The 20,030-nt window shown below is 35.7% G+C and carries 22 protein-coding genes; 9 read left to right on the forward strand and 13 right to left on the reverse strand.

The window, feature by feature from the left end:
• Positions 1-155 precede the first annotated feature (155 nt).
• Positions 156-419: a hypothetical protein gene (locus CD29_RS07850; RefSeq protein ID WP_036185065.1), complete on the forward strand. Its 264-nt coding sequence runs from the start codon at positions 156-158 to the stop codon at positions 417-419.
• 82 nt (positions 420-501) lie between these two features.
• On the opposite strand, the gene CD29_RS20460 is transcribed toward CD29_RS07850, so the two are convergent.
• Positions 502-777, reverse strand: coding sequence for a hypothetical protein (locus tag CD29_RS20460; RefSeq protein ID WP_052124070.1), 276 nt, complete (start codon positions 775-777; stop codon positions 502-504).
• A gap of 204 nt (positions 778-981) precedes the next feature.
• On the opposite strand from CD29_RS20460, the gene CD29_RS07860 reads away from it, so the two are divergent.
• Positions 982-2,634 (forward strand): RNA-binding domain-containing protein, encoded by a 1,653-nt coding sequence (locus CD29_RS07860; RefSeq protein WP_052124071.1) that lies wholly within the window; start codon positions 982-984, stop codon positions 2,632-2,634.
• Positions 2,635-3,219: 585 nt separating this feature from the next.
• On the opposite strand, the gene CD29_RS07870 is transcribed toward CD29_RS07860, so the two are convergent.
• The 4 genes from CD29_RS07870 to CD29_RS07885 form a co-directional block, all read right to left on the reverse strand.
• Positions 3,220-5,592 carry a TOTE conflict system archaeo-eukaryotic primase domain-containing protein gene (locus CD29_RS07870; RefSeq protein WP_036185073.1) on the reverse strand — a complete coding sequence of 791 codons (2,373 nt, stop codon included), beginning with the start codon at positions 5,590-5,592 and terminating at the stop codon, positions 3,220-3,222.
• 630 nt (positions 5,593-6,222) lie between these two features.
• Positions 6,223-6,426 (reverse strand): hypothetical protein, encoded by a 204-nt coding sequence (locus tag CD29_RS07875; RefSeq protein WP_036185075.1) that lies wholly within the window; start codon positions 6,424-6,426, stop codon positions 6,223-6,225.
• A 104-nt stretch (positions 6,427-6,530) separates the two neighbouring features.
• The gene (locus CD29_RS07880; protein ID WP_036185077.1) at positions 6,531-7,208 is read right to left on the reverse strand and encodes an SDR family NAD(P)-dependent oxidoreductase; all 678 of its coding nucleotides are present in this window, start codon (positions 7,206-7,208) and stop codon (positions 6,531-6,533) included.
• Positions 7,209-7,657: 449 nt separating this feature from the next.
• Complete coding sequence (locus CD29_RS07885) at positions 7,658-7,936, reverse strand: type II toxin-antitoxin system HicB family antitoxin (RefSeq protein WP_036185080.1); 279 nt, start codon at positions 7,934-7,936, stop codon at positions 7,658-7,660.
• 150 nt (positions 7,937-8,086) lie between these two features.
• Between CD29_RS07885 and CD29_RS07890 the strand changes: the two genes are divergently transcribed.
• Both CD29_RS07890 and CD29_RS07895 read left to right on the forward strand, forming a co-directional pair.
• On the forward strand, positions 8,087-8,530 hold the full coding sequence (locus CD29_RS07890; RefSeq protein WP_088322128.1) for a GyrI-like domain-containing protein: 444 nt from the start codon (positions 8,087-8,089) through the stop codon (positions 8,528-8,530).
• Positions 8,531-8,566: 36 nt separating this feature from the next.
• Positions 8,567-9,082: a GNAT family N-acetyltransferase gene (locus CD29_RS07895; protein WP_408056612.1), complete on the forward strand. Its 516-nt coding sequence runs from the start codon at positions 8,567-8,569 to the stop codon at positions 9,080-9,082.
• A gap of 81 nt (positions 9,083-9,163) precedes the next feature.
• On the opposite strand, the gene CD29_RS07900 is transcribed toward CD29_RS07895, so the two are convergent.
• From CD29_RS07900 to CD29_RS07920, 4 genes are all read right to left on the reverse strand, one after another.
• The gene (locus CD29_RS07900) at positions 9,164-9,451 is read right to left on the reverse strand and encodes a hypothetical protein (protein ID WP_036185084.1); all 288 of its coding nucleotides are present in this window, start codon (positions 9,449-9,451) and stop codon (positions 9,164-9,166) included.
• 10 nt (positions 9,452-9,461) lie between these two features.
• Positions 9,462-9,848 (reverse strand): SHOCT-like domain-containing protein, encoded by a 387-nt coding sequence (locus tag CD29_RS07905; RefSeq protein WP_036185086.1) that lies wholly within the window; start codon positions 9,846-9,848, stop codon positions 9,462-9,464.
• Between the two features lie 11 nt (positions 9,849-9,859).
• Positions 9,860-10,225, reverse strand: a complete 366-nt coding sequence (locus CD29_RS07910) for a DUF2089 domain-containing protein (RefSeq protein ID WP_036185089.1) — start codon at positions 10,223-10,225, stop codon at positions 9,860-9,862.
• Positions 10,226-10,656: 431 nt separating this feature from the next.
• Entirely contained in the window at positions 10,657-11,679 is a 1,023-nt protein-coding gene (locus CD29_RS07920; RefSeq protein WP_036185095.1) for a serine hydrolase domain-containing protein, read from the reverse strand.
• 288 nt (positions 11,680-11,967) lie between these two features.
• Between CD29_RS07920 and CD29_RS07925 the strand changes: the two genes are divergently transcribed.
• Complete coding sequence (locus tag CD29_RS07925; RefSeq protein ID WP_081976190.1) at positions 11,968-13,020, forward strand: YkvI family membrane protein; 1,053 nt, start codon at positions 11,968-11,970, stop codon at positions 13,018-13,020.
• Between the two features lie 73 nt (positions 13,021-13,093).
• On the opposite strand, the gene gltS is transcribed toward CD29_RS07925, so the two are convergent.
• Positions 13,094-14,278: a sodium/glutamate symporter gene (gene gltS, locus CD29_RS07930; RefSeq protein ID WP_036185101.1), complete on the reverse strand. Its 1,185-nt coding sequence runs from the start codon at positions 14,276-14,278 to the stop codon at positions 13,094-13,096.
• Positions 14,279-14,291: 13 nt separating this feature from the next.
• Positions 14,292-15,218, reverse strand: a complete 927-nt coding sequence (hutG, locus tag CD29_RS07935) for a formimidoylglutamase (RefSeq protein ID WP_036185103.1) — start codon at positions 15,216-15,218, stop codon at positions 14,292-14,294.
• A gap of 120 nt (positions 15,219-15,338) precedes the next feature.
• Here hutG and CD29_RS07940 point away from each other — a divergent pair, with 120 nt between their 5' ends.
• The 4 genes from CD29_RS07940 (at position 15,339) to CD29_RS07955 (ending at position 17,590) form a co-directional block, all read left to right on the forward strand.
• Positions 15,339-16,217, forward strand: coding sequence for a LysR family transcriptional regulator (locus CD29_RS07940; RefSeq protein ID WP_036185105.1), 879 nt, complete (start codon positions 15,339-15,341; stop codon positions 16,215-16,217).
• 82 nt (positions 16,218-16,299) lie between these two features.
• Positions 16,300-16,482: a DUF6366 family protein gene (locus CD29_RS07945; RefSeq protein WP_036185107.1), complete on the forward strand. Its 183-nt coding sequence runs from the start codon at positions 16,300-16,302 to the stop codon at positions 16,480-16,482.
• A gap of 101 nt (positions 16,483-16,583) precedes the next feature.
• Positions 16,584-17,099 carry a zinc ribbon domain-containing protein gene (locus CD29_RS07950; RefSeq protein WP_036185109.1) on the forward strand — a complete coding sequence of 172 codons (516 nt, stop codon included), beginning with the start codon at positions 16,584-16,586 and terminating at the stop codon, positions 17,097-17,099.
• Between the two features lie 41 nt (positions 17,100-17,140).
• Entirely contained in the window at positions 17,141-17,590 is a 450-nt protein-coding gene (locus CD29_RS07955; protein WP_036185111.1) for a nucleoside deaminase, read from the forward strand.
• Between the two features lie 1,029 nt (positions 17,591-18,619).
• Here CD29_RS07955 and CD29_RS07960 read toward each other — a convergent pair.
• Together CD29_RS07960 and CD29_RS07965 are read right to left on the reverse strand one after the other, a co-directional pair.
• Positions 18,620-19,462 (reverse strand): ATP-grasp domain-containing protein, encoded by an 843-nt coding sequence (locus tag CD29_RS07960; protein WP_036185114.1) that lies wholly within the window; start codon positions 19,460-19,462, stop codon positions 18,620-18,622.
• Between the two features lie 325 nt (positions 19,463-19,787).
• The gene (locus CD29_RS07965; protein ID WP_036185116.1) at positions 19,788-19,976 is read right to left on the reverse strand and encodes a hypothetical protein; all 189 of its coding nucleotides are present in this window, start codon (positions 19,974-19,976) and stop codon (positions 19,788-19,790) included.
• Positions 19,977-20,030 lie beyond the last annotated feature (54 nt).

A 20,030-nucleotide genomic window follows, 5' to 3' on the forward strand; every position in this document is an offset into this window, starting at 1 on the left:
TGGAAGTAGCAAAAACGACTCGTAATAAGGATTTTAATGGAACTTAAAAATTACTTTTACAGTGGAAATCGGGTTACGCGGTGCAAACTGGTGGACATGGTGAAAGTATGTCAAAAGATGATATACTATTTAGAACAATAGTAGGAGGTGTAATAATGAAATGGGAAAAAATTCGTGAACAATATCCAGAACAGTGGGTGCTTGTGGAAGCCATCTCTGCCTATTCAGAAAACTCAATTCGCTATATGGATGAATTATCGGTCATTTCAAATTTCCCTGAGTCAACTATTGCATGGAAAGAGTACAAAAAACTACATCTCGCAAATCCTTCAAGAGAATATTATATCTTTCATACTGATCACGAAGAAATTGAAGTTAGAGAACAGAAGTTTATCGGAGTGAGGAGGGGACTCCAATGATTATTAACATGCAGGACGGAGAAAACATTATGAATTGTTGAATTGTTCTATAAGAAATTTAACTTCTAGGGACTGTTCTCATCTAGTTTAAAACAGTTCCATATCTATAGTTATACTCATTGAGAGAATAAAGAAAGTAAAACAACCTCATTTGTCCAGCTTTTATTTCATCACTTTTCCCATCAAAAACACTATACCCCATAGAACGATATCCTTTCATTCTCTTTTCAAACATCACATTTAATAAGAGCTCCTTCTTATCGACGTAGTCAAATACTTTTACTACAGTCTTATGTTCATGCTGACTATGAAGTCTTACAACAAACTGTTGTAAAGTGCCCTTCAAGGAAATTTGCATAGTTAAAAATAATGTACCTAGTTTTGCATGGTCAAAACCTTCTCTAGTATATTAACCTGTCAGAATTATTAGTCGTTCTTTATTATCCGAAATCATTTAATCCAGATAAAAAAGATTTCTGGGATCTTATGGTTTAATTAAGAAAATATTATATGGATTTGATAATATAGGAAGTAACATAACACTCTTTGAGGAGGGATAATGTTGTTAGATATTTTACAAATTATTAAGGCTGGAGAAACTAATACTGTTGAATTTAAAAGTTGGATAAAAACCCCTAAATTTAAGGAAATGATAGAATTATTAGTTAAAGAAGCTGTAGGATTTGCGAATACCAAGGGCGGAACTATATTAGTTGGAGTAGAAGATGACGGAGAGATTACAGGATGTTCAAAATTTGACACTCAAAATATTATAGAAGCTATTTATGATAAGACAATACCGAAATTATTTACTGATATTGAGGTCATAGAATTAGAGGGTAAAGAAATTCTTTGTATCACGGTTGATAAATCTACTGAGATCATCTCAACTTCTAATGGAATAACATATAGGAGATTAGGGAAAAATACAAAGCCTTATTACCCATCAGAATATAGCTCAAATAAAATAGAAGGTTATAAAGGCGACTTTTCAGCAAAAGTCATCGGAAATTCTAGTGAAGATGATATAGACTTTTTAGAAGTTGAGAACTTGAAACGTAAATTACAATCGAGAGAAAAAGATTCAACTTTATATAATCTAGATGATTTGAGTTTTTTAAAGGATATAGAATTGATTAAAATAATAGACAATGAAGTGAAATTAACCGTTGCTGGTGTCTTATTTGTTGGAACCGAGACTGCAATTGCAAAATATATGCCCCAAGCTGAAATACTAGTTTTAACTTATAAAGAAGGTAAAACAGAATATCATAAAAGATTAGATTTAAAAATCCCCTTAGTAAGAGCCATAGATAGAATTCAACAATTATTTGAGGATCAAAATAGTATTGAAAATGTTCAAGTAGGATTATTTAAATTAGAGGTACAAGATTATCCAATAAATGTTTTCCAAGAAGCATTACTAAATGCTATGACTCATAGAGATTACGAAAATACATCTTCAATCATTATTAAATTTTATCCTACTGAAATAGTAATAGAAAATCCTGGGTCTTTTCCTGAAGGTATAGATAGTAAAAATATTATTAGTCATCCATCTACACCAAGAAATAAATTGATAGCAGAGATATTTCAAAAGTTAAAATACGTTCAGAGATCTGGTCAAGGTGTAGACATTATGTTTAAAGATATGCTAGCTTTAGGAAAGTCTGCTCCAGATTATACTCTATATAATAATGCTGTAAAATTGATTTTGCGTAGCAGTTTAGAAGACGTTGAATTTTTAAAGTTTATAACAAAGGAAGAAGAACGAATTGGTGAATTTACAGTTCAGGAAATCTGTATTTTAAAATATGTAAAAGAGTATAAAACAATATCGCTTCCAAAAGCGGCTGAGGTTGCCCAAATTAATAAGCAATCTGTGGCTTCAGTGTTGAGTAATTTAAGTCAAAAGAAAAATATACTCCAAAGAGAAAAAAGAAACAGTTACATGTTTACTCATCGTGTTTATGCTGAATTTGATGACCAAATTGAATATATAAAAGATAAAGATTTTGATGAAATTCAGGCCGAAGTAATGATAATCGATTATCTAAAGAAAAATGGCACTATCACAAGGGCTGATGTAGAGGTATTATGTGGCTTTTCTAATACAACTAGTAAAAGAGTATTAAGAAAACTAAGAAGTGAAAATAAAATTGAATTAGTTGGTAAATCAACTGCTAGTAAATATGTCTTATTTCAAGAGAATTAACTAAATAATTAAAGATGATAAATATTAGTTGATGTATCCCTAAACACCAACCCAATAAGAATTTGGCCCGAGAGACGTACGAAATCAAGAAGACATTTGGCCCGAGAGATGGGCCAACTCAAGAAGAATTTGGCCCGAGGGACGAACCTACCCAAGAAGAGTTTGGCCCGAGAGATGGACCAGATCAAGAACGGTTTTGGCCCGAGAGACGGACCAAAAGAAAAGGTCTGGCCCGAGAGACGGGCTAAACCAAAAGAGTTTTGGCCTGAGAGATGGACCAGATCAAGAAGGGTTTTGGCCCAAGAGACGGACCAAAAAGAGTTCTGGCCCAAGAGACGGGCTAAACCTAAAAGAGTTTTGGCCCGAGAGATGGACAAAAAACAGAGTAGTTCTTGGGTTTAAATCTCTGATTATATTGAAAATACATTTGGTAGGGCATAAAACATTGTTCAAAATGAAAGAGTTGATAATCTTTAATAAGATCGTCAACTCTTTTTTAGATAGACTAGTGTGGCATGTTAGATTACATGAATTACTCAATTTTAATAACTTATTTTTACTCTCCTATGAAACCTTTGTAATATATTAAAACAACCTCATTTGAGCTTCTGCTTTATCACTTTTCGCCTCAAACACACGGTACCCCATAGAACGGTATCCTTTCATTCTCTTTTCAAACATCGCATTTAATAAGGGCTCCTTCGTATCGACGTAGTCAAATACTTTTACTACAGTCTTATGTTCATGCAGACGATGAAGTCTTCCAACATATTGTTGTAAAGTGCCTTTCCAGGAAATTGGCATTGTTAAAAATAATGTATCTAGCTTCGCATGGTCAAAACCTTCTCCAATATATTTTCCTGTAGCTATTATTAATCGTTCTTCATTATCCGAAATATGCTTTAGTTTTTTTAAGGTTTCATCGCGTTCTTTTTGTTTCATCTTTCCAGTTAATAAGAAAATATTTTTCGCAAAACCTTGGAACTTAGATGCTAATGCTTGAGCATGCTCAACACGTTCAGTTAATAATAAGGGAGTGGCTCCTTTATCCAACGCTTTGAGTACATCATCAAATATCATATCGTTTCGATACCTGTCGTTAATAAGCTCTTTATACAATAATTGTATATTCTTTTCTTCCACGTTTATCTTACTTTTAAAGTTTGTATCCCTTGGAGTTAGGATGTAATTAAAATTTTTAGCTGCTTTACTGTTTTTAGCACTTACTTTATATCGAATAGGTCCTAGTTGCATATTCATTATTGGTTGTAGTCCATCCTTCCGAGTTGGCGTTGCAGTCAACCCTAGAATGTACTTTGCTTTAACTTTTTTCAAAACTTGTTCGAAACTAAAAGCGGAAGTGTGGTGACATTCGTCTACAATTACTTGTCCATATTGAGTGACCAGATCTTTTGTCTCACCTTTATAATTAAGGCTTTGAAAGGTTGCTAAATCTATGATTCCTGTCTGATTATTTTTCCCACCACCGATTTGTCCAATTTTATGTTCTTTTAAATCTAAGAAAGTGGATAAGCGTTCCTTCCATTGATCGAGCAATTGCTTTCGATTCACTAGAATGAGAGTACTAGTTTTACGTTTGGCAATTAATGAAGCTGCAATCACCGTTTTTCCAAAACCAGTAGTTGCTGATAATATACCGGTTGGATATTGCATTAGTTGATTTACAGCTACTTCTTGCTCGTTTCTTAAATGGCCAATAAAATCTACAGGAAATTGTAATCCTGAATTCGTAGAATCTTTAAATTCAACCTCTATTGATTGCTCATTCAGAAGTTTTACTAAATTCTCTTTACATCCTCGTGGAAGTACTAAGAAATGCTTGTCTTCATCATAGCAAGATATTATTCTCGGTATACCATGAGTCGAAACTCTTTTGGCTTGAGCTTTGTAAAATTCAGGATTATTAAAAGTTGCAAGTTCCATCAAGTTCAGAATTAAAGAAGATGGAAGGAGATTTTTATCAATAAATAACCCATTTTTTTCAATAACTAGAATCCTTTTAGGGATATCCTTATTTGGTGTGTTACTAGATTGTACTGAGTACTTTGGATTATCGATGTTTTCGTGGTATTCATGTACGATTTTTTGAATTTCTTTAATCGTTATCCGTTGTAAGCTACTTAAGTATTTCCACTGATCAGGAAAAGGGATTAAATTTTCATCAATAAACACACTATTCCCACTTTTCCTAGGACCATTTTGTAGTGGAAGCGCGATTAAATTTCCAAAACCCCCAATTGGTAAAGTGTCTTGATTTGGAAACATTCGATCAAATGAATCCATCCCTAGTTCGTGTCTTTTAGAAATGGTACGAGATAGGAGAACATTCCCAAGTTTCCTGACAAGTGATGCAGGAGTTGCTTCTTGCATGAAAACCCATACGTGGCATCCATTTCCCGATCTAGAGCGTTCAATACTAGCGGGAACCTGTAATTCCTTGCAAGTGGAGATAAAGGATTGTACATCTTGTTGCCAAGTTTTTTTATCAAAATCGACTGCCAAGAACCAACTAGTTTCATCTTGTAAAAGTGGGTAAAGTCCTATAGTTTGCTTACCTATAAGGTGGTCGTAAACAACTTGATCTGTTAATGGGAGAAGTAATCTGTGAGTACATTCTGAGCACTTAATAGCTGGTTTTTGACAAATGGGCTTTTGCCACTCATTTTTACAAGCTGGTGTATAGCCAGATTTTCCATTCTTTGTTTCATACCTTACAGCATATGTATCCGTTCTACCTTTAAAGAGCTGCTTAAATATTTGAATTCTTTCATGAATTATTTGGGTTTTCGACATTACAAATTCATTATTTTGAGAAGCGGGGGAAGATGGCAAGGAAATATTATGAGAATGTAAAATAGCCTTTAATTTTATATTTTCCTGTTTCAACTGCTCACATTTTTGTAAAGCTTGTTGTAGTTGTAATTTTATATTTTCCATATTATCACCTAACAATATTATCCCAAGATATTCTATTATTTAGTCACATTATACATAGAAACATAAAAAGAAGAGAGGTTTGTGTGATAAAGAAGAAAAAACGAAAAGAACAAAAGGAATTGTATCATGAACTAGTTAAACGGTGTAACATCAAAAAGTAACCTAAAATGCACTGGAGCCCCTATCTGGCTTTCAACAATGGGAAGTGGGGCAGTTATCATATGTTGAGTTAACGGATCAGATTCATGAATTATATAGGAAAAAACATGATAAATTTTAATTGTTATGGATGAAATAATAATCTACTAACTCTCGAAGAGAAAAAAGAATTTAGACTTTTAACAGATGAAGAAAAATTGTTTTTTATATTTGATAAAGAGGATTGAATATGTGATTATCTAACATTCTTAAACTTATCAATTTTACCTATTATTTTTTTACTCATTTTTAGCAATTGACTATCTTTAGTTTCTCTATTAGGTAAATCATCGGAAGGCTTACCTGAAAAAGGACTTTTTTCTTTTTATTTCCCATTTGTACATCTCCCAAATTACGTATATATTATTATTTTTAATATGGTCATAATTTAGAGGATTTAAACAAAAAAAGACAGGGATATCCTGTCTTGTCTTATAATTTCACTTCACCGTAACTGCTATCTTTTAATCGTTTAACTGCTTTGTTACTTCTTTCAAACAATTCTATTGTATATAACGAAGGAGTAGTTTGCGGAATTGTTTGAGCTGTCGTTTCCATTAAGAAAGGTGATCTAGTTTTACCTCTATTACTTTTTGATTCACGAGAGATATTTGCTTCTACTAGATGTTCTGACATAATCTTCTGTGATTCTATTAACTTGCCAGAAGTACTTATCAATCAGTTAAATGTATAGCTGATGATTCCATTTAAATAGAATTATTTTGGATTTTTACTGTGAACTATAGGTTATTTTGATACTGAACCTTTTTATTTAACCCACCAGAAACATTAATAGCTTCGCCCGTAATCGCAACGGATAGTGGTGAAGATAAGAAAGTAATCACATTAGCGATTTCCTCAGGTTTAGCTAACTGTCCGATTGAATTCGTTGTTTTAGCTTCTTCAACCCCTGTATAAACCGCATTCACCGTAATTCCGTATTTCGCTAGTTCAACTTGTTCATCGGCACTAATGCTTTCAACAGATTGGGTAGTCGGAGCATTGACATTAATGATTCGCCCCCAATTATTTTTCTTCATGTATGGAACAACTGATTGGATGCAACGAGAATAACTCCTAACCTGATCTTCAAAATCCTCGAGCTCACCATCACTTCCGTAGTTCACCAAGATATCAATACCACCCAATAGCTCTGCGGCTCTCTCTACTAGACTCAAAATAGAGTCTGGATCTCTAAGGTCAGCTGCGACTGGGTAAATTTTACTTCCTGGTACTGGGTAAAGATGACTTCCGGTTACCGTAAATAATTCTCTCGCAGTTTCTTTCAAAGTTGTAGCATTACTAGAGCTTATTACACAATCCACACCCTCTTGCGCTAATTGGCGAGCAACCGCCTTGCCAATTCCTTCACAACCGCCTGTAATTAGTGCCTTTTTACCAGCTAACTGCAAATTCATATTGCTACCTCCTAAATGATATTTCGCACATAAGCGACTTTTCACATGTCTTAACTATTTAAAAGAAATACAGAATTATAGTTTTCTGAATAGTTCTTCATTTGAATATACTATTCTCTATATCTAGGAGATATCCTTTGTTATTCAAAAAATAGATAGTAAGGCCTTTATATGAACAAAAAGTAGGAAAGGAATCGAGGGGTTAAGGAAGTCCATAGTGAAATACATTAAGTGTTTGAGAGGAGTGATGGTTTTCTGATCTTAATAAATGAAAAACGCGTATTTCAACCTACGACTTAATCAAAAATAAGTGCAAATTCGATTAACCGCTGAACCTGCACTTAATTACAGTTATGTCGTATCATCAAAATACGCGATTCCAAAAATCTCATTTTCGATAGCCACGCAAGAGGGCCGAACATTTCATTGACAGAAGTACTCGACGAAATCTAATCATCATCTCTAAAATCATCCGTATCAACAGTAATCAGGACTAAACTTGCTCCTTCAGGTATATTGATTTCCTTTGTGGGACTCGGCGGGTTAAAAGGGATGTTGTCGTCTTCATTTGTGGCTAACGTTTGGCCAAGTACATCCTCAGCCATTGTAATTGCTTCATGTAATGTATCGCCATCTGTAAATACATACTCTAGATCCGGAAAGTCTACGTTGTAGGTTTGATCTTCTTCACACCAATTTATAATGGAATAGTATTTGTATATTGCCATATTTTATCATCTCCTTGTACCTAAACATTATAACCAAGCCGTAAAGAAATCATAGCTGGATTATTTAGCAGTTCTCTCATTGGAAGGAAATCTAGATTTTGAAAGAGAAATAATATAAGAGTGATGGTACTAAAATCAGGGGGGATACTAGTGGATTGTAAAATGGTTAAAAAGGTCTTTCGAGTTGTGGGTATAAAAGGTAATGGACCGTATGCTAATTTTGGCGTCGAGGTTCCAAAGCTTGCCCAACAACTTCAATTGCGTAAAGGTGAAATTGAATATCATTCAGGGACTGAGATTGCACTTTTCGAACCTAAAAGAGATGAAAGTCATCTGGAAGGTCAGTATTTTGTAGGATTCACCGTAAATGAAGCGGGGCAAAGTGTTCCAGCTGGAATGGATTATATTGAAACTGCTCAATCCTATGTTACCACTAGGGGAAATATCAACCATCTTTCAAATCTTCATAACCAGTTATTGCAATGGGCAGATGAACAAGGGTTTAAAAGAGATTTAGAAGCTCAGATTGTTGAAACCTATCATCCAATAGAAAATGGGGAAGAAGTAGAAATCTATTTACCAATTTTGAATTAGACTTTAAAGGGGAGGTAGTAGAAGGAGGAAATGAATTTGGATACCAATCTAGACCTTAAAGAGTTCGATATAAAGATTGCTACAAAAGAAGATAGTAGTAACGTCATTAATATGTTAAAACAGATTGCCCAATGGATGAAAGACCATGAGATTAACCAATGGCGGTTTCTGTTAGAAGGCGGGGATGATGAGGAGATTGAACAAGCCATAGCCAACCAGGAGACCTATATTGTTTCAAAAGGCAACGAGTTGGTAGCAACATTTACACTTCTTTCGAAACAAAGTGAATGGGACAGTCATATTTGGGGGGAGGATCAAAGCTCAAAATCCCTCTACTTACACAGACTTGCAGTTGTTCCCACTTTGATGAATAACAATTTAGGTAGCAGCCTTTTGTCATGGATCGAAAACCATGCAGTTGATCGGGAATATCTTCGATTGGACTGTGTGGCTGACAATGTAAAATTAAATAACTTTTATAAGAATCATGAATTCGAACTTGTTGGAATAACGGATGGTCATAGTAAATACGAAAAACGGTTGAAATCTTAAAATCGGACGTTGACCATTGTGCACTATTACACTTAAACCCCGTTCTTAGTTTCGAACGGGGTTTTGGATTTTTATTAATTGTTATAGTCGTATCTTAACCTCTGAGCCGTCCTTCGCTTTGACATCGACTAGCACTAGCCCCTTATGTTTTTTCAATTCCTTGGCGAAAGGTTTTAATATTTTTTTGTCTAGTTGTGGGAAGATGAAGGGAATGTCTTGTTCTTTTCTTTCGGCATTTTCATGAATCATTTTATTTATTTTACGCTGAAAACGTTTTGAAGATAGAATGGAAATCGCAATATTAAAAAATGCATATGGAATTGGGATGGATAACCGAACTTTTTCTGATTTCACTTTTACATGCATCATAGGCTACTCACTATTCGATGAAGATTGCAACGGTATCACCGTTTGCCGATTTCACATCAACAATTTGGCCATCTAATTCGTTTTCGATTGCTTCCATGATGATCCCAATGTCTAGATCTTTTACGTATTTTTCTGATTGAGGAAGGGTAGATGCAATACTGTAGCCAGCCATTAATGCTACTTTAACAAGTTTGATAGGCAAGTTGACCGTGACATTATCATTTTGGGCAGATACTACACGAATCTTTAAAGTTTTATCTAAATATTTCGTAGGTTTTACAATAGTTTTCCCTGTATCTTCTTTCTCTTGTAACACTTGAATTAGTTCCGCTCCTTGATTTGCATCAATTTTGCCTTCTTGAACCATTGATAATACTCTTGTAATCTCATCTTTCATGAACAATCCTCCTATTCGTCTTTTAAAAGCTTAATGGCTTCATCTGCTGTGATTTCGCCATTTTCTAACATTGTGACAATCTTTTTCTCATCTACTTCATTTTTCTTCTTTTGTTCATAACCAAGGGCTGAAATGATGTCTGTTAGCTTGCCTCGAACGGTTGGATAGGAAATACCCAGCTCTTTTTCTACTTCTTTAATACTTCCTCTACAAGCTAAAAATACTTCCACAAACTGAAGTTGCTCCTTTGAGAGGGATGCAATCTTTGAAAGTTCAAACTCATTTTCAATCGTCGTGTGACAATGGGTGCACTGTAATTTTGTAATTTTTAATGTTTCGCTGCAGACAGGACATGTTGTGATTACTTTATAGGCCATAATCAAATTCCTTTCTTTAAGTTAATTTGATTATATAACAGAAAATTTAAAAAACAAGTAGTTGAACTTAATTATTTTAATTTAATTGTTAATAAAATTAATACCTAACTTAATTTTATTAATTTATTGTTTTTGCGTGTGCTTTTGGACATTGACCATTTCCTCGGCCAGTAGCCGAGTATGTTATAATTTTCACTGATTATATTGTAGGAGTGTTTTTATGCTATTTGAAATTCTTGTTTTTATTATTTCAATATTTTTAGCGGAAGCTATTTATAGATATGGATTATCTAAATTGAAATTTTTAACAAGTAAATCTGCGCTGTATCAAAAACGGTTTAAAAATTATACGATCGGGTTTATGTTTGTTTTCTTCATGTTACTAGCAGTGATTTTAGAGATAATTTAATAGTCGTTCATCACGAATGCTATTATTTCACGTGTTTAATAACCTTCATCATCATCTGTGCCGCAACTCGTTGCCCCCAAAACTGATTCGTCGTTCCAGTAAAATATAGGTCGGTCTTTGGATGGTAAAAGGCAAAAGACCCTGTTTGCCCCCAATGGCCGATCATTCCGTTTTTAAAGTCTTTTATAGAAATGGGTTGGTTGGCTATCCCCACACCATAAAAGAATGTACCTGGGAGAAAGATGAATTTCCATTCTTTTAGCTCATCCAAATATTCTTTTGGAAAGAGGCGTCCATTAATAAATGCTTTTAAAAAGATCATAGATTCCTTTGCAGTCGAGACAATGCCACCTTCAGGCCCGATGGATGACATATAAATTGGTAAGTGCATTTTCTTCTCTTTGTAATAGAAATCGGATGGTCGCGTATCATTGGCATCTTCATATAAGTACGTATTCTCTAATTGGAGTTCGTCGAAAATGAATTCCTTGAACACGGTGTGGATGTCTTTATTCGTGATGGTTTCAATAATTTTACCTAATAGCTGAAAGTTTGTATCTGAATATTGAACTTTTTGACCAGGGGCGAATTTAGGTTTCATTTGTTTCACTGCCGCTAGTTCTCTTTCGAAGCCCCAGCTCTGATCGTTTCCTGCTAGAAGTTCTTTTGTTGCGGTGGAAGAAAAGTAATCTGGAATACCGGATGTGTTGGACATTAAATGTTTGATGGTGATTTCTTTGGAGTAGTCTTTGCCTTTAAATAGGTGGAGCCCGTGGAGAATGTCATCAGAAAAGTAGTGGGAGAGATTATCTTGTAGGTTAAGACGATTTTCTGATCTTAATTTAAGTATGACTGTTGTGACGTATAATTTTGTAACACTTGCGATGAAATAGGGTTGATCTGTCGTTAGATTGCCAGCTGCGGATATGTAAGATAACGAATGATCTCCACTTTCAACATTGAATACAGTACCAAAAATGTTTTTCTTCGATACCGCTTCTTCAACTAACTCATCAATAAACGATGGCTTAATGGCTGTTAACAATTGGGTAGCCTCCTCTTCAATCTGAGAAATTTCACTCATTAAGAGTATACGATTGGTCGCTCGTTAAGTTTCGTAATTTCCCATTTGTGGTTTATAGTTACACAAAATCAGGACATGAGACCTGTCTTTTAATCCGCACTATGAGAATCGCTAATTTAATGTTAAAATGTACGAATTAATAATTTTGAATATTTAGTCTATCAAAGAATTACGATGAACTTGTACATAACCAATGCAATATTCGTGACTTAATAGAAAGCCTAAATGAATAGGAAAGGAGAGAGACGTGTGGGAAATATTTTGCGAATTGGGAGTGCCTTTATAGGGGTGATTGTAGGTGCTGGATTTGCCTCTGGGCAGGAAATTTTGCAGTACTTTACTAGTTTCGGAATAGCCGGAATTTTTGGCGCCATTTTAGCAACGGTTCTTTTTTCTTATCTAGGAATGATCCTAGTGTGGCTAGGGAGTCATACGAAAACAACATCTCATAAAGATGTCATTTTTCGAATTAGTGGACGATATCTAGGAACAGTAATTGATTACATATTACTCTTTACGTTGTTTGGGGTAGGGGTTGTAATGATTGCAGGCGCAGGTTCTAACCTTAGTCAACAATTCGGTCTGCCATACTTTGTTGGGACAACCTTGATGACGATTCTCGTGATTTTAACAGGCTTTTTGAAAGTGAACAAGGTCGTTTCTATTATCGGTAGTATTACGCCGGTTCTCATTATCTTTGTAGTTTTTATCGCGATTTATAGTCTTGTAACGATGGATGGGACATTTGCTTCCCTTAATCACGTCGCACAGTCTGTCCCGACAACGCTGCCAAACTGGTTTATTTCTAGTGTGAATTATGTTTCCTTCAATGTGGCGGTTGGAGCTTCAATGGCGATTGTCATGGGTGGGGCGGAAAAGAATCCTAGAACAGCAGCATTAGGCGGATTAGTAGGTGGTCTTGTTTTAGGGATTATGATCATGTTAATTCATCTAGCGATCTTTTCTAAAATCGAAGAAGTGGGCACTTTAGATATGCCGATGCTTGGGATTGTGAGTAATGTCTCACCGATACTGGGAACTGTGATGGCACTCGTTATCTTTGGCATGATCTACAACACGGCGATTGGAATGTTTTTCGCATTTACATCTCGTTTTGCAGAATCAGGAACAAAGAAATTTAAAACGATCATAGTTGTTACGATGATAGTTGGTTATCTGGCAAGCTATGTCGGATTCACTGACCTAATCAGCTATTTCTATCCACTAATTGGGTATATGGGCCTCTTTTTAATGTTTGCGCTCATTGTTGCACCGATTATTATTAAAAAGCAGGATGTATGAAATATAAAAAGCGCAAACCTTGAATAACAATGGTTTGCGCTTTTTTTTATAAATGTGCAAGTTCAAGCAACACTTATTTAAACAGATTAATCGTTGTAATAATAATTGGCATACCAAACACGTCGATTAGGAAGGCACCAACGATTGGAACGATTAGGTATGCTTTCTGTGATGGACCGAATTTGCCAACAGCTGCTGACATATTGGCCATCGCATTAGGTGTTGCACCAAGACCGTGACCAAGGAATCCAGATACCATGATTGCGGCATCGTAGTTTTTCCCAAGTGCGCGGAATAAGATAAACACCGCAAATAATACGATAAAAATAACTTGTGCCAAAATGATAACAAACAATGGTAAAGCTAAGTTCGCAACTTCCCATAACTTAATGCTCATTAATGCCATGGATAAGAAAATACCAAGTGAAATATCACCAATTAAGCCGATTTCTTTCATGTTGATTGCATGCGGGTTGATACGGTCAACGATGTTACGTACGATAACAGCTGTAAACATAGCTCCTACATACCCTGGTAATGCGAAATTTGTTAAGTTTGAAAACCATTCTCCGATAAACGTACCCAATGCCATACAGAATGTGATTAAGAATACTTGTACCATAAATGATTTTTCTGTAACGGGACGTTCATCTTTTTCAACGTATTCTTCTGTTTCTTCCATTGCTGGTTTTAAGTTAAATTTACGAATTAAGTGTTGTACAACGGGTCCACCAACAAGTCCTCCAGCAACTAATCCACATGTAGCTGCAGCCATCCCAACTGATAGGGCAGAGGAAACGCCAAAGCCTTCAATCGTTTGTCCGTAAGCAGCAGCAGCCCCGTGCCCACCTTCCATAGAAACCGCTCCTGCCATCACACCAAGTAATGGATGTAAACCTAGTACCTGTGCTAAAGAAACACCGATCACATTTTGCATTAGGGCTAAGAATCCACACGCTAACCAATAGATGACTAATAATTTTCCACCCAATTTAATCAGTTTGAAACTTGCACCAAGACCAACAGTGGTAAAGAAAGTAATCATGAAGATGGACTGTAGTGAAGTATCTAAAGATATTTCAACAATACCCATACTTTTTAAAGTGGTTGCTAAAATAGCGAATAATAATCCTCCAACTACAGGTGCTGGAATACAATACCGATTTAAAAAACCGATTCGTTTAACTAAAAATGAACCTATTAAAAATAATGTGACTGCTAGACATAACGTTGTAATTTGGTTTAATGCCATATAAATCCCCCTTTGTTTATTAGAAACTATTCATAATTACTTCATTGATAAAGTAAGCTCCTAGTTTAGCTGTGCGATTGTCTACATCAAGTGATGGGTTGACCTCGCAAATACTGAAGCTAACAGTGTTTTTGTGAGTAACCATTTGTCGTAAAATCTCACGAACCTTTATAGCGGATAGTCCAAATGGTGAGGGTGCGCTTACCCCAGGCGCTTCCGCAGCATTTAAAACATCCATGCAAAGTGTCACGAGTAGAACATCATGTGTATCCATAAAACTTTCTAACCTTACTTTGAACTGATCAGAATCCAAATCTTCATCTAAATGGTAGTCCACATGATATTGATCGGCGGTATTGAATAATGCAGTTGTATTTCCGTATTGTTGTATTCCACATACGAAATAGTCGGCATTTGGATCTATGTCTAAAATTTGTTTAAACATCGTTCCTGACGAAGGTTGTTCGTCATAGGCTCGCATATCAAAGTGTGCATCAATATTCAGTATGCCAATAAAAGCGTCTGGGCCAACAGCTTTACGTACTCCTAAATATTGTCCGTATGCAGTTTCATGACCACCTCCAAGTACAATGGCTTTACCATTTGTAAGGATTTCGGCAACTTTATCTCCCAGTTCTTGTTGCGCACGTTCTAATTCTTGGCCTTCACAAATGATATCCCCGAAATCTATAAGTGAATGTTGATCATCATCAATACGCCACGGCATGGATGCTAACTGCTGGCGCAAAGCACTAGGAGCTTCTTTTGCCCCAATTCGACCATTGTTACGGCGAACCCCTTCATCACAAGCAAAACCTATCAATCCAATTGATTGTTTGCTAGCCGTTTTGTCTAAGTTAATTATCTGATGATAACGAAAATAAGTGCTATCTGTAGCGTGGTCAACACGGCCTTGCCAAATTTCTGAATCTGCTTTTCTATACAATTTACTCGCCTACCTAAAGTCTGAAAATTTTATATTTTTATTATATAGAAATTGCATTTATAATAACAAATACTTATTTTTTATAATATAATAGTTTAAAACTATAAATGGGGTGGCTTTATGGATTTACGAAAGATGTATTATTTCGACGCAACGGTAAAATATCAAAGTTTTTCTAGGGCCGCAAAAGCTTTACATATTTCACAGCCTTCACTAAGCAATGCGATCAAATCACTGGAAGAAGAAATTGATGGACCACTCATTGAACGAACGACAAAACAATTTCGATTAACAGAATTAGGACAGCAGTTTTATGAACGATCGAAAGGGTTAATTGCCCAATTTGAAGTAATGGAAACGGAGCTAAAGGAGTTAGCAAAAGGGGAGAATTTAGAAATTCGATTAGGAATGATTGAATCAGCGAATTATTTATTTTCACAAGTCATCATTGCCTATCAAAAACTACACCCACATAATCAAATTACACTTATTGATACATTGTATAACCAGACCGTTCGCCAAGCGCTATTAGGCTTAAATGTGCATGGTGTTATTACGAACCAACATATTATTGATAATGAGATAAAGAGTGAACTTTTGTATAACGAACCGTATGTTGTGTTAATAAAAAAAGATCATCCATTTGCTAAAAAGGAAAAAATAACGTTAGCCGATTTTGCAAAAGAATCATTAATAATCGGTATGCCAGAGTTCCAAACGAGTGCACAAATATTAAGAGTATTTGAGCAGGAAAATATTACACCAAATATACAATATAAAATAGAAAGATTTGAAATGATTAAGGTTTTAGTAGAAAAGGGTTTAGGAATTGCCATCTTACCTAAAAACTATGTGTCACAAAATCTATCGGACAACTTACTAACATGCACAGTGCACAATGAAAACCTAAATCGTAATGTATATTTATGTACAATGAAAGATCGCACATTCCCTAAGAGTATTTTAACGCTATTTGAGCTCATAAAGAAAATGGGGTGAAAGAGGACTGAATTTGGATATTAGCAAGTAAAAGTAGACACTGTATGGTCGAGAGTAGATAACTCCTGAGGAGGGCTTTCCAATGTCCGAACAAGAACGCGAAAGACTTAAACTCAAAGAACAACGTAAAAACCCTGGTGGTGCTTTGAACGATGCTTGGGCTCAGGCGCATACAGGTTCACCAAGTAGTGGATGTTTAATAAATGTTGGTTCGATTGTAATGATTATTGTGTTTATTCTCATTGTTAAATCTTGTACAGGTTAATAGAGTTCTCAAAAGCTGCGTGGCAGCCTAGTTGAAAAGTGGAACTTATTATAGGGTTATCCGTATTTATTAACATAAGGGGAATAATGGGGGATTGAACTTTGGAAAAGAAAAAGTTTGTAACGGAACAACATGAAAAAACACGTACGACCTTTCGCGTACTTGGTCCTATATTTCTTGTAGTAGGGGCAATTTGTATGCTTATCGCATTTATAGACTTTTTTTCAGCTTTTAATGAATTTGAAGGACCGAAATACTTTTGGTTATTTTTCGTAGGTATGCCTCTGCTATTCGTTGGGATTGTACTAACGCAAGCTGGATTTGCTGGAGCTATTGCACAGTATGGAAGTCGGGAAATTGCGCCGGTTGCAAAGGATACCTTTAATTATTTAGCATCTGAAACGGCTTCCGGGGTAAAAGAAATCTCTAAAGCTATTCATGAAGGAACAAATTCAACCCATTCCATAACATGTGTTAAATGTAACGCGAAAAACTCAAGTGACTCAAAGTTTTGTAAACAATGTGGAGACAAGTTAGTGCAAGTCTGCCACCATTGCGAAAAGGAAAATTCGAGTGATGCTCGATATTGTAATTACTGTGGAAAATCGCTAGGGTGAACTAATAAGGAAGACGATAAAAGTCTAAGGGAGGATTTATTATGGATCAATTTATGGAACGTGCTGTAGAACTTGCAATTGAAAATGTCCGAGAAGGGGGTCAGCCCTTTGGTGCGGTACTTGTGAAGGATAACAGCGTTGTAGCTGAAGGAGTGAACGAGCTCCATAGAAAATTTGATGTTAGTGGACATGCAGAATTGCTTGCCATTCGTCGGGCACAAGAGCAGTTCCAAACAGATGATCTCAGCGGGTTTACGATGTATGCAAGTGGTGAACCTTGCCCGATGTGTCTAACTGCAATGTATTTCGCTGGAATAGATGAAGTTTATTACTGTGGATCTGTTGAGGAAGCGGTGGAAGTGGGATTAGGGAAATCAAAATTCATTTATGAAGAATTTAAAAGGGATAAAGCCGATCGAACAGTTTCGATGAAGCGAATGCCGTTAAAAGAAGGGCAAGTCAATCCGATGAAGTTGTGGAGTGAGAAGTAATAGCGTTATTAATGATTTGGCTAGATACAAGAAATCTCATCAATGAATCATAGTGAGATGTAACGAAAACTGTACTTATGAGACATCTCAATCCAAAACCGTTTGTGAGATGTCCAAAAAGTCAGAGATATTAGACATCTCAATCAGAGAAACTAAATGAGATGTCCAAAAAGCCAGAGATATTAGACATCTCAATCAGAAAAACACAGTGAGATGTCCAAAAAACCAAAGATATTAGACATCTCAATCAGAAAAACACAGTGAGATGTCCAAAAAGCCAGAGATATTAGACATCTCAATCAGAAAAACACAGTGAGATGTCCAAAAAGCCAGAGATATTAGACATCTCAATCAGAAAAACACAGTGAGATGTCCAAAAAGCCAGAGATATTAGACATCTCAATCAGAAAAACACAGTGAGATGTCCAAAAAGCCAGAGATATTAGACATCTCAATCAGAAAAACACAGTGAGATGTCCAAAAAGCCAGAGATATTAGACATCTCAATCAGAAAAACACAGTGAGATGTCCAAAAAGCCAGAGATATTAGACATCTCAATCAGAAAAACACAGTGAGATGTCCAAAAAGCCAGAGATATTAGACATCTCAATCAGAAAAACTCAGTGAGATGTCCAAAAAGCCAAAGATATTAGACATCTCATTCAGAAATTCTATGTGAGATGTCCTATAAATCTGGGTTATGTGACAACTCACCCTGAAAATCACTGTGAGTTGTCCCGAAAACCGAAGTAACGTGACAACTCATGCATAAAATCACCCCGAGTTGTCCCGAAAGTCGAAGTTACGTGAAAAATCCCCCCAAGTTGTCCCGAAACCCGAAGTTACATGACAACTCACCCCGAAAATCACTCCAAGTTGTCACGAAAACTCAGCATACGCTCCACTTCCGTGAACTCGCGATCCCTACTCAAACCCACTCACTCTCAAGCAATCCCCCAACACCAAAAAAGCCAGCAACTGTACCACAGCTGCTAGCACACTCACACCAATATTCATTTCAATTTCCCTCAGCCTTGCCCCATCAACCTTCTAAGTGCCGTAACATACACATTCACAGATTGTTGATAAAGCTCTGCAGAGTAACGAGCAACGCGTTTTTGAGCAACGGATGCGTTGACCTCTAATACTAATAACCCCTTAGTTGTTTCAACAATATCAATATTGCCAAAACGTAGACCCACTGCTTTTGCAGCGCGGATGGTTAAGTCATGTAATTGTTCTTTAAGATGCTCAGGCACATCTACTACACGTGCGCCTTTGGAAAGGTTGTTTTGTTGATTTGCACCTTTTGTTTTTCCATAAGACATTAACACTTCTCCGTCTAAATACGTACATCTGTATTCAATCGGAAAATCGTAGTAAGGACTTAATGCAATCTCCAAATGATCCTTTGATAAGTCTAAAATAGCAAAGGTTAGGTCGGAATCATCTAGTGCGAAACATATATTTTTCCCACCGCCACCGTTATTTTGTTTCACTACTAAAGGGAAGTTGTAATTCGATTTCACCTTCAATAATGTAACTTTCGCATCTTCCGTTGAAAACTTGTAATCATTCGGTTTCAACAGGAAATGCTCAATAGCAGGCACACCAGCCTCAAGTAAATAGTTGTAACACATTGCTTTGTCTTTTGCGATAAATGAAGATTGACTACTATTTAACCCCAAATCATAACCTAGTAACTCGTATCGTTCCGACGGGTTGATTGGGTTTGTGAATCGTACAATCCAACCTTCATATAGGAATTCCATCTCTAGACCTAATTCCTTGGCCGTATCTTGCATTACATTTTTAAACAATTCCTCATCTGATAAAAGATTAAAATCTGGCAGCGTTAACTGATGTGGCATTAATATTGTCCCTCTACCCTCATGTAGATTTTTAAAATTCGAAAAACTGCTTTTTCTCTTTGATTCTAACATGTCCTAAAGCAAATACAACACAAATTTTTCTACATAAATAATAATATTTTGTAACAAAAATAAGAGGTGGAAAATAGTATTTTCACCATAGTATGCACCTATATTTAAAGGATTTTTCAAGGCGTTAAAGAATTAATGAGATTGGGTAGCTCGCCATATTGTAAGTAGGGGAATTGTAAAAGTTTGTCCACGGAGTATGATGCTACAAACGAATAACTGTGTGAATCCTTGCATAGAGTTATATACTCTTTGCCTAGGTGAGATGAATATTGAACCACTTCCTTCTTTGTTTTGAAACTCTTTTAATAAGAAAGAAACCCGCAATTAAAGCAAGTAAACTTAGCGCATCACCGAAATTGATAGAAAAACTAAAGTGATTATTAACAGTCACTTCTTGTCTGTTTTTATCAGTATCTTTTGAGTTTATTTCTTTATTATCCAATGCTAGCCCTCCTATTAGTTTATATTTCTCTTAAATTTATACTTCCTATATTTA

The organism is Ureibacillus manganicus DSM 26584, assembly GCF_000772945.1.
GTDB lineage: Bacteria > Bacillota > Bacilli > Bacillales_A > Planococcaceae > Ureibacillus > Ureibacillus manganicus.